An 8,499-nucleotide genomic window follows, 5' to 3' on the forward strand; every position below is an offset into this window, starting at 1 on the left:
GGCCAAGTCCCGCCAGGCGGTGCACACATAGCGGATCGGGGCCCCGTCACGCCACTGCTGCGCGGCTGCGTCCCACTGGGTGGGGGTCTGGGTGAGGCGGAATCGGCAGACGGCGAGACCGGAGTCGGTGAAGCGGACTTCCAGGTTGCCGGTGACGGTGCCGGACACGTGCGTGACGGACGGAGCCATGTGAACAGCTCTCAAATCAAATAATGGACTTTCTTCGGGGGAGGGTCAACCCCCTGTCACTGCGCTCCGGCGTCGTGGAGGGCGGAGCGGTCGGCGAGCCGTCGAAGGAGGGCCTTCCAAGCGGGGACGCGCAGGGGGGTCGGCCGCGTCTTGAGAGTGCTGGCCACGGTGGCGTCCTCGACCTTCACCTGGAGCGGGACCGTGCCGTCGGCCCGGGTCAACCGCTCATCGGCGGTGTCGAGATGGACCGAGACCCGGACGGCTCGTATGTCGGTGTCCAGGCGAAGACGAAGATTCCCGCCAGTTCGATGCAGGGCACGCCTTCGTCGTCGGGGCCGTCCATCGGGTGGAAGACGGCCGCGCTGTTGGCCTCCGCGCAGGCCTCGGGATCGGTGAGGTTGAGTTTGATGGGTGTGCGGAGGCAGCGGAAGATGTCGTCGGTGTAGAGCGTGTAGCCCTCGTCACCGCGGTGCCGGTCCGTGCCGTAGTAGAGATCCACGGCCGTTCGGTCGTCGGCCGGAGGGTGCTGCGGGACGCTGGCCTGGCCGCTGGCGTTGTCCCACGAGCCGCGCACGTGCTGCGCGAGTGAGGCCAGGGCGGAGGCTTGGTCGGCCCATAGCGTCACGTCGTCGCCGTGCCGGTCCCACTGGCGCAGCACCCATGCCCGGCCGGTTGTCTGTACGGCGACGTCCTCGGAGGTGGCAAACGAGAAACGGCTCAGCCAGTCGCCGAGGATGTCGACGGTGTCCGCGCCCGGCCACTCGCCGGTGCGGGCCTGGAATGCGTCCAGCTCTTCGGCCAAGTCGAGGATGGCCTCGCCTTCGGGCGTGGCTGGGTCCGGTGTGATCAGCACGGAGGTCTCCCTACGTGTGTGGTACGGGGGCGGGAAGGGGTCAGGGACTCGCCCAGGAGGGCGTGGCACAGGTCCATCAGGTGCTGCTGGTCGGGAGTGATGGCGGCGGTGCGCAGCAGGCGCCGGCGCAGGACGGGCACGTCGATGGTGATGCCGATGGCCGCCTCGGGCCGGTCAGGCGCGAAGACCAGGCGGTAGGTGCGGGTGTGGATCATCCAGGCCTCGTAGCGGTCGGCGGGGCGGCCGCTACGCGCGGTGTGGTCTGCGTCGGGGGAGCGGGGCGGGCACAGGCAGGCCGGATCGGTGCAGGGCCGCCCGGCCGGGTTTGTGGCCAGGACGGGGCGGCGGCGGTAGTGCGTGGCGGTGCCGTTGAGCATGGGGCACTGCGCGGCGGCATACGGCAGGCACTCGGGGTGCAGCGCCGGTTCGGGGGAGTGCCCGCGGGCAGCGTCGGCCGGGCGGACGATCAGGTAGCACCGCTCGTCCAGCAGCTGGCCGCAGATCTGGCACAGGCACCGCAGGAAGGCGGCGCGGGCCCGGTCGGCGTCCAGGCTGCCGAAGACGGCGTGGCCGCCGTGGACCAGGGACACCCACGGCACCACCAGCCCGCCCGACAGCGGCCGGCGCGCACAGCGTTGGGGTATCGGGTGCATCAGTTTTCTCCTTTCTCCTTCGGATTGAAGATTGCTGGGCAGGTGGGCCTCAGGTACCGGGCGGTGGGGGAGGGCCGGTAAGGAGTTCCTCCCAGCGGGCGTAGTGGCAGTCGCTTGCCGCGTGCAGGCGCAGATGCAGCCAGGACAGGTCCTGTCCGGTGCGGAGGATGGCCTCGGCGCCGATGGCCGCGGCCCGTGGGTGGACGGTGTCGTCGCCGGGGTCGGCGAGCGTGAGGATCAGGCCGGGGCGGTGGGGCATGTGGCGCAGCGTGAAGGCGGTGTAGCTGCGGTCGTCCAGGATCACGAGTGGGGCGAGTTGGTACTCCTCGGCGCTGAACAGCGGGGAGGGCAGGCACCTCAGGGGGACAGTGCAGGGTTGCAGGCCGATCGGGTCGTCGTCGGGGCTGTCGCTGATGACTAGCACCGGCGTGCGCGCTCGCGCCTCGGGCGGTGACGCTGAGTTGGGCATGGCGGGAACGCCTCGCTTCCGTCATTGGGGAATGGGGGTCGGGCAGGCGGGGGCGGGACAACCTGTGTAGGCGGTCCCGCCCCCGTGTCGGCCGGGTCAGCCGAGCGGGTAGAGCACCAGGGCCGGAACGGCGTTGTCGGGGATGCCGTCGGCGTAAAGCTCGTGCAGTTCCTTGTCCTGCTCCAGCTCCTCGGCCCGTCGCTTCGGGCAGGGGCGCGCCGCTCATGTCGCGTGCGTACGCCCGGGCGGTTGCAACGGTGCCGTCAGAGATGACCATGGTCGCCTCTGATTTCTCGAACAGTCTGACGGGGGAGGGGGAGCGGCCGCGCTGTGGCGGCTGTTGGCCCGCCGGGCAGGACGGGGCGGTGAGCGCTCTGCCCTGCCCGGCGGTCCAGGGGGCGGTCAGTCCTCGATCAGCTCGAGGCAGGAGACCGGGACGCCGTTGCCGGGCAGCCGGAACCGCTTGGTGCCCTCGGGGATGCGGTAGCGGTTGCGCGGGTCGGTGCGCAGCAGCCGGGTGGACTCCTCGTCCAGCAGGAAGCCCGCGCGCGTGCCGGTGCGGTTGCGCTCCTGCACGGTGCCGGTCAGGCGGCGCAGGAAGGCCGGGCGCAGCGAGTCGCTGATGCGGGCCCGGCGACCGGCCACGATGCCGTCGTGGGCGGCCTTGTCGAGCTCGCTGAGCCGCCGGGCGGCGGCCTCCTGCACCTGCGCGACGGCTGCCGCGTCGGGCAGCTGCCCGATGAAGGCGCGCACGTCGTCGATACCGATGGACATGGTGGTTCTTCCTCTCTGAGGGGAGGGGATGACCGGCCGGGCACCGGGTGTGCCCGGCCGGAGCTTTCGGGGAGGGGAGGAGCGTCAGGCGTCGGCGCTGGCGTCGCTGTCGGCCTCGGTGCTGGCGTCGCCGTCGCCGTCGGCGTCGGGCCGGTGGCTGGCCACGGCCTGCTGCTCGACCTCGGAGAGCTGGTAGCTGCCGTTGTCGGCCTGGCCGAGAGCCTCCAGCAGCAGCGCCAGGGTCTCGGTGCGCTGCCGGTCAGCCCACTTGCCGTAGAAGCGGGGCAGGTCCAGCAGGATCCGCTGGGCGAACTGCCAGGCCTCCTCGGGCAGGGTCTTGCCGCGCACCAGCCGCTTGACGAACTCCTGCCTCGGACCGGCGGCCGCCTTCCAGGCTCGATTGCACGCCACGGTCCGCGCACGCTCCTCGGTCTTGGGCTGCTTGGGCTTGGGGCGCACCTTGTGGCCGTGCGCAGCGGGGTCGGCGCAGTGCCAGACGGGCCGGTGCTCCTCGTCCAGCCGGGCGCTGTGACCGGGGCACCCCTTGTGGTTGTCCTCGGTCAGCGGCGCACCCAGACCCGTGGTCAGCTCGGCCAGCGGCCGGGACGGGTCCTTCTGCCCGTACCCCACCGTCCCCAGCAACGGGATCCCTGCCGTCTTGAGCTCCTCCACCGCCTTGGCGCGGGCGGCGGCGTCGGCCTGCTCGGCCTTCAGCAGCGCCATCTCCTGATCCCAGTGACCGCGCCCGCCGCCGCCCTCCTCGTGGTCGCGCCGAAGCGCCCGCAGCAGCCGGTTCTCCGCGCCGCGCACGTCCTGGACCTCGGCGAGCTGGGCGGTCTGCTCCAGATCCATTCCTCCGGCCGCCGCCCGGCGCAGCGTGGCGTCGTCCGGCTTCTGCGCCGCCTTGGCCTGCCTGGCCGCGTTGCGGCCGACCCCCAGCGCCTTGGTGGCCGTACGGCGGTCGACCTCGCTCATGTCGATCAGGGCCAGTTCCTGCGCGCGCAGGGTGTCGCGCTCGCTCATGCCCTCGCGGTGGTCGTTCTCCACCAGCGACAGGAACCGCGTCCAGCCATCGCGGCCGATCAGATCCTCACGCACGTACGCCTTCACCGGGCGCACCGGGCGGCCCTCCGCCTCGGCGGTGGCGTTGGCGACCTGTGCGGCCTGCGCGCGCCGCCAGCCCTTGAACACGCCGTAGGTGCCGTCGGACCGGGGCCGGACGCTGATGGGCTCCTCAACGCCGATCTCCTTCACGGAGGTGATCAGCTTTTCGTCCGGCTCGGTGTCGTGCTCACGGGCGTTGCACTCGTCGCGCACCAGCAGCGCGGCGTCCAGCACAACCACCTGCGTGCTGTTCTCCTCGGGGGCGGCGGGCGTGCTGGCCGGGGTCGAGACGGCGGTAGCCATGGGTCTCTCCTTCTCCATGCCGTAATGGCGGATGAGTGCGGCCGGGAGGGTGATCGCCTTCCGTCTCATTTCAAATATTAGACCTTTTCAGGGTGAGGGCTAGATACCCCTTGACCTGCTAAAACGCAGGGAAAGTGAGGGCCGCCTGCGGCTCAGCCTCTCCTGTGGGAGGTCTGAGCGGGTAAGGGTGGGCGCGGGCTCAGGTGGCGCGCGGGGGCCGGCTGCGGTGTGCGGCCCGGATCTCGGCCTCGAAGATGAGGACCTGGAGCACGCCCCAGCACGACGAGCCGTTCGGCGCTCTGTACGGGGAACGTTGCCGCGGTGGCCCGGCCGCCGCAGGACCGGCAAGCGTAGAGGGCGGCCCCCGTGGCAGACGTGGCACGGGATCGGGACCGGCGTGCTGGATGCCTCATGCGGGCGGGCGCCGCAGCGCCCGCCCGCGTCGACGGTCAGGGGGTCAGAGCCTGTTTGCGATTTCCTGATGCCGACGGGCGTCGATGAGTTCATCCGTGTGCTGTCGCCCGTGGGGCGGGGCTGGGTCTGGGCTTCTCGTTTTCCCGACCTTGGTGACCACTGATGGAGCATCATCAGTGCATGTCGGTCGGGGGAGGGCGGCGCGACCGCCGCTGGCGTCTGAGTGCCGTAGTACTCGCATTCTGTGCTGTGCTGACGGCGGTATGGGTCTTGCAGGCGGGGGTGAGCGGGCGGTACAAAGCGCCTGACTGGGCAGCCGTCGGTGCTGTGCCCCTCGGACTCCTCGCACTTCTGCTGGCAGTGCTGTTGAGACAGCGGGCTCAGGCTGACGTGGAGGCACTGACTGAGGAGCTGGCGCGCAGCTCGAGGGACCGGTGGGGGCTTCAGAGACGGCAGTTGCTGGGTGACGGGCATCGTCCCTACGGCCCGATCAACCTTGGCTTTCGTGTCAGGGATGAGCTTGCCCTTGCTGCGGTAGTCCCCAGCCGGGGCGGTCAGATGGATACCATCGCCGACTTCTACCGTGCTCTGCGACCGCGCAGGCTGGTGATCACCGGTTCGCCCGGCGCCGGAAAGACCTTCATGGCCATCGAACTGGTCCTAGGCCTGCTGGAAAACCGCGCTGCGGAGGAACCAGTCCCGGTCCGGCTCACGCTCACCGACTGGGACACGGGATCCGATTTTCGGGTGTGGCTGGCCAAACGCGTCGCCGCCGAATACGACTTCCCCGTGCGCGACGCGCATGTCCTCGTCGGCGCCCGCCGGGTACTTCCTGTCCTGGACGGGCTCGACGAGATGGACGGAGACAGTGATCCCCACGCCGCCACGCCGCGCGCCATCGCCGTGGTCGACGCACTCAACCGCTACCTCGACGGCAGGAGCGGTGCGCCCGTGGTCCTCACCTGCCGTTCCTGGCGCTACCAGGCACTCATTGCCTCCGACCACCGTGTGTTCCAGGCTGCCCATATCCAGATCTCCCCGGTCACTGCGGGCCAGGCACGCGCCTACCTTGATCAGCGCGAGACGACGTCTCCTGATCGCTGGTCGGTACTTCTGGACGCCCTGGGGCGGGTTGACGATGCGGCACCTGTGGAATGGCTGTCCACGCCATGGCGCCTGACCATGGTTGCCGCAGTGCACGCCGCGGGGACAGACCCGCTTGTACTCGTCGACCGTGCCCGGCAAGGTCTTGCCGATGAGCATCTCCTCGGACACTACGTGTCCGCGGCGGTCGATATGCACCCAGTCGATCAGCGAGGCCGATACAGCCCTCTGGATGCCGAGCGATGGCTCGGTGAACTGGCCCGGTACTTGCACGACACCGGACGGCAGTCCATCGTGCTCCACGAACTGTGGGGGCTGGGGAGGGGATGGCCAGCCCGTGCCATCGCGGCAGCCGTAGGGACCGTCCTGGGGGCGTTAGCGTTTGCGCTCGTCGACTACGTGACCCGCGAAGAGAGTGATGCATACCTTCCTTCGTCTCCGCTGGAGATTCTGTTGATGTGCCTCGGCGTAGGGCTGGCACTTGGAGGTTTCGCCGCTATTGATCGATCGGGGCCTCGTACGCTGCACTTCGAGAGCGCGGGCCGACAGTCGGATGTCGTCGGTGAATTCAAGATTGAGATGCTTGCCTTGGCTGCGGCCGCCGCAGCGCTGGGAACCTTCTTGATGGCCTTCAACGTCTGGCCGTTCGTTCATGACCAGGTCGTCAGAGCTTTCACCAGTCAGGGACCACCGTTTTTGCCGGACGGCTTGGTGCTCTGGGCGGTCCTCACGCTATGGGTGGTCGTGCCAGCTGCGGCTTTCCTGCCCACGCTCGGTAGCGCAGTGGTAAAGGGCTGTGCTGTCGTCACGGGAAAGCGGCCAGTGCTGTCAGCTGATCACTCCAATTCCACAGCGCCTGGCGGCCCTCTGGCACCGCTGCGCCGCGTTCTGCTGACAGGTGCAGTGAGCATGGCTGGGTTGACCGTCATTGACGCGGTCTACGCCACGCCCCTTGTTCTATATGCCTGGGTTTCCTGGCCCGCAGCTGTTCTCGGCGCGTTGGGATACCTACTCCTCGTGGAACCGGCTAGGTGGTGCGTGTGGTTTGTGACTTTTCGCTTCTTGGTGCATACTCGCCTGCCCTGGCGAACCGGCGCGTTCCTCAACTGGGCCTGTGAAGCGGGTCTGCTTCGCGTCGCCGGTCTTGCGTACGACTTCCGACACCGTGAACTCCAAGACTGGCTGATGGCGCGATCATCCCGACCGCCTTCCAGGGACTGATGGGAGCCAGCCGAAAAGTTGCTCTGGGCAGGAGATGGGTGTCGGCCGTCAGGCGGCGGCCTCCATCACGGCCGGAGCGAGCGGTCCCCACTTGGGTCGTCGTGCCGGTTTGCGAGTGAGCCGTCGGGTCATTAGCGTGATGGCCGCCCAGGTGATGAGCGACTCGCTGACCTGCGGCAGCCTCTCGCGGTCCCGGCAGTGCCGACGGGCCCGCATGATCCACGAAAGCGACCTCTCCACCACCCAACGGCGCGGAAGGACGTCACCGGGCTGGCCGTCGGCGGTCTTGCGGACCTGCGTGTGCACGACCTCGGCGCGGTCAAGGCTGCCGTCATCCTCAACCTCGGCCGGCGTGTACGACCACTTCGACGATGTCCCGGGTGCGTCCGCAATCTGTGGGCTCTGGTTCAGCGCGCAGATCGAGGTGTACGACATTGGCCGCCAGCACAAGGCGTGACGATTTGGGCGCATCGGTAACCACGGAAGCGTTGTATCTAACAGTGAATGTCAAACGTGCACCCAGAACGCATCGTTGTCGAGCAGGCGCACGCTCTTGTGGAACCGGCTACGGCCAGAACGCCGACTTCCGCGCCGGCCTGGCCGAGCGGGGACACGCGTACGTGGTCGGCATCCGCGGCGATATCACCGTCCAGCCGCATGACGCGCACCCCGATGCCCCGGCCTGGTCCGGCACCGGCCGCCGACCGGTTCCTCGCTACCGGCAGCCACCGGTGACGGTGGCGGACCTGGCGGCGGCCGCCGGACGGGACGCCTTCCAGGAGGTGACCTGGCGGGAAGGCTCCCGCGGCCGGATGACCTCGCGCTTCCTCGCGATGCGGGTCCGGCCGGCCGGGGTGCGCTCGCGCCGGCTGGCCCAGGCAGCCGCGGTGGCCGGGCACGGCCGGTGGGACGGTGTCCTGCCCGAGGTGCGGCTCCTGGCCGAATGGCCCGACGCCGAGGACGAACCGACCCGCTTTTGGTTGTCTGACCGGCTCGACGACACCCCGCTGGCCGAACTTGTCCGGCTGGCAAAGATCCGCTGGCGCATCGAGCACGACTACCGGGAACTCAAGCACACGGCCTGGGCCTGGACCACTTCGAGGGACGTTCCTGGGCGGGGTGGCATCACCACGTCACCCTGGTCACCGCCGCCCACGCGTTCCTCACCGAGCAGCGACTGGCGCCAAAAGCCGATACAGCGGACTCAGCCTCTACCGGATCCTCGACGCCCTCCAGGACCTGCTGAACTGCTGGTCCGGCATCTGCACCACCTGCCCAGCAGAGCCACACCAAGATCAAGGCAGACCTAACGGAGTCCTACTAGTGTCCTGCGCCAGTAGTTGATCGTTAGTTGCGGTGTGACTTCTGCTGCTGGTGCGCCAGTTCCTCGTCGGGGCCCGAAGCTGGAACCGCTG

Annotated in this window: 7 protein-coding genes and 3 pseudogenes; 2 read left to right on the top strand and 8 right to left on the bottom strand. The window is 69.2% G+C overall.

Annotated elements, in window-relative coordinates:
- Positions 1 to 6 precede the first annotated feature (6 nt).
- The 7 genes and pseudogenes from ACFYOV_RS28925 to ACFYOV_RS28955 all read right to left on the bottom strand — a co-directional run.
- Positions 7 to 189 (bottom strand): annotated as a pseudogene (locus tag ACFYOV_RS28925) (single-stranded DNA-binding protein); the annotation flags it as partial.
- Between the two features lie 56 nt (positions 190 to 245).
- The gene (locus ACFYOV_RS28930; protein ID WP_389092554.1) at positions 246 to 410 is read right to left on the bottom strand and encodes a hypothetical protein; all 165 of its coding nucleotides are present in this window, start codon (positions 408 to 410) and stop codon (positions 246 to 248) included.
- Positions 407 to 1,042, bottom strand: a complete 636-nt coding sequence (locus tag ACFYOV_RS28935) for a hypothetical protein (protein ID WP_389092557.1) — start codon at positions 1,040 to 1,042, stop codon at positions 407 to 409. Before ACFYOV_RS28935 ends, ACFYOV_RS28930 begins: the two co-directional genes overlap by 4 nt.
- Positions 1,036 to 1,695: a cell envelope biogenesis protein OmpA gene (locus ACFYOV_RS28940; protein WP_389092560.1), complete on the bottom strand. Its 660-nt coding sequence runs from the start codon at positions 1,693 to 1,695 to the stop codon at positions 1,036 to 1,038. The genes ACFYOV_RS28935 and ACFYOV_RS28940 overlap by 7 nt, the downstream gene beginning before the upstream one ends.
- Positions 1,696 to 1,744: 49 nt before the next feature.
- Entirely contained in the window at positions 1,745 to 2,164 is a 420-nt protein-coding gene (locus ACFYOV_RS28945) for a hypothetical protein (RefSeq protein ID WP_389092562.1), read from the bottom strand.
- Positions 2,165 to 2,566: 402 nt separating this feature from the next.
- A complete protein-coding gene (locus tag ACFYOV_RS28950; protein WP_389092565.1) occupies positions 2,567 to 2,938 on the bottom strand; it encodes a hypothetical protein in 372 nt (123 codons plus the stop codon).
- Between the two features lie 84 nt (positions 2,939 to 3,022).
- Complete coding sequence (locus ACFYOV_RS28955; RefSeq protein WP_389092567.1) at positions 3,023 to 4,345, bottom strand: ParB/RepB/Spo0J family partition protein; 1,323 nt, start codon at positions 4,343 to 4,345, stop codon at positions 3,023 to 3,025.
- Positions 4,346 to 5,317: 972 nt separating this feature from the next.
- Between ACFYOV_RS28955 and ACFYOV_RS28960 the strand changes: the two genes are divergently transcribed.
- The gene (locus ACFYOV_RS28960; protein WP_389092570.1) at positions 5,318 to 7,084 is read left to right on the top strand and encodes an NACHT domain-containing protein; all 1,767 of its coding nucleotides are present in this window, start codon (positions 5,318 to 5,320) and stop codon (positions 7,082 to 7,084) included.
- 111 nt (positions 7,085 to 7,195) lie between these two features.
- On the opposite strand, the pseudogene ACFYOV_RS28965 reads toward ACFYOV_RS28960, so the two are convergent.
- Positions 7,196 to 7,345, bottom strand: a pseudogene (locus tag ACFYOV_RS28965) (IS5/IS1182 family transposase); the annotation flags it as partial.
- Between the two features lie 302 nt (positions 7,346 to 7,647).
- Here ACFYOV_RS28965 and ACFYOV_RS28970 point away from each other — a divergent pair.
- Positions 7,648 to 8,330, top strand: a pseudogene (locus tag ACFYOV_RS28970) (IS701 family transposase); the annotation flags it as partial.
- Positions 8,331 to 8,499: the final 169 nt, after the last annotated feature.

The organism is Streptomyces sp. NPDC005931 (genome assembly GCF_042871235.1).
Classification (GTDB): Bacteria; Actinomycetota; Actinomycetes; order Streptomycetales; family Streptomycetaceae; genus Streptomyces.

What these genes read in the sequence shown, in the direction of transcription:
- ACFYOV_RS28945 (WP_389092562.1), bottom strand. Translation starts at nt 2,164, where the DNA reads ATGCCCAACTCAGCGTCACCGCCCGAGGCGCGAGCGCGCACGCCGGTG.
- ACFYOV_RS28955 (WP_389092567.1), bottom strand. Translation starts at nt 4,345, where the DNA reads ATGGCTACCGCCGTCTCGACCCCGGCCAGCACGCCCGCCGCCCCCGAG.
- ACFYOV_RS28960 (WP_389092570.1), top strand. Translation starts at nt 5,318, where the DNA reads ATGGATACCATCGCCGACTTCTACCGTGCTCTGCGACCGCGCAGGCTG.
- ACFYOV_RS28950 (WP_389092565.1), bottom strand. Translation starts at nt 2,938, where the DNA reads ATGTCCATCGGTATCGACGACGTGCGCGCCTTCATCGGGCAGCTGCCC.
- ACFYOV_RS28940 (WP_389092560.1), bottom strand. Translation starts at nt 1,695, where the DNA reads ATGCACCCGATACCCCAACGCTGTGCGCGCCGGCCGCTGTCGGGCGGG.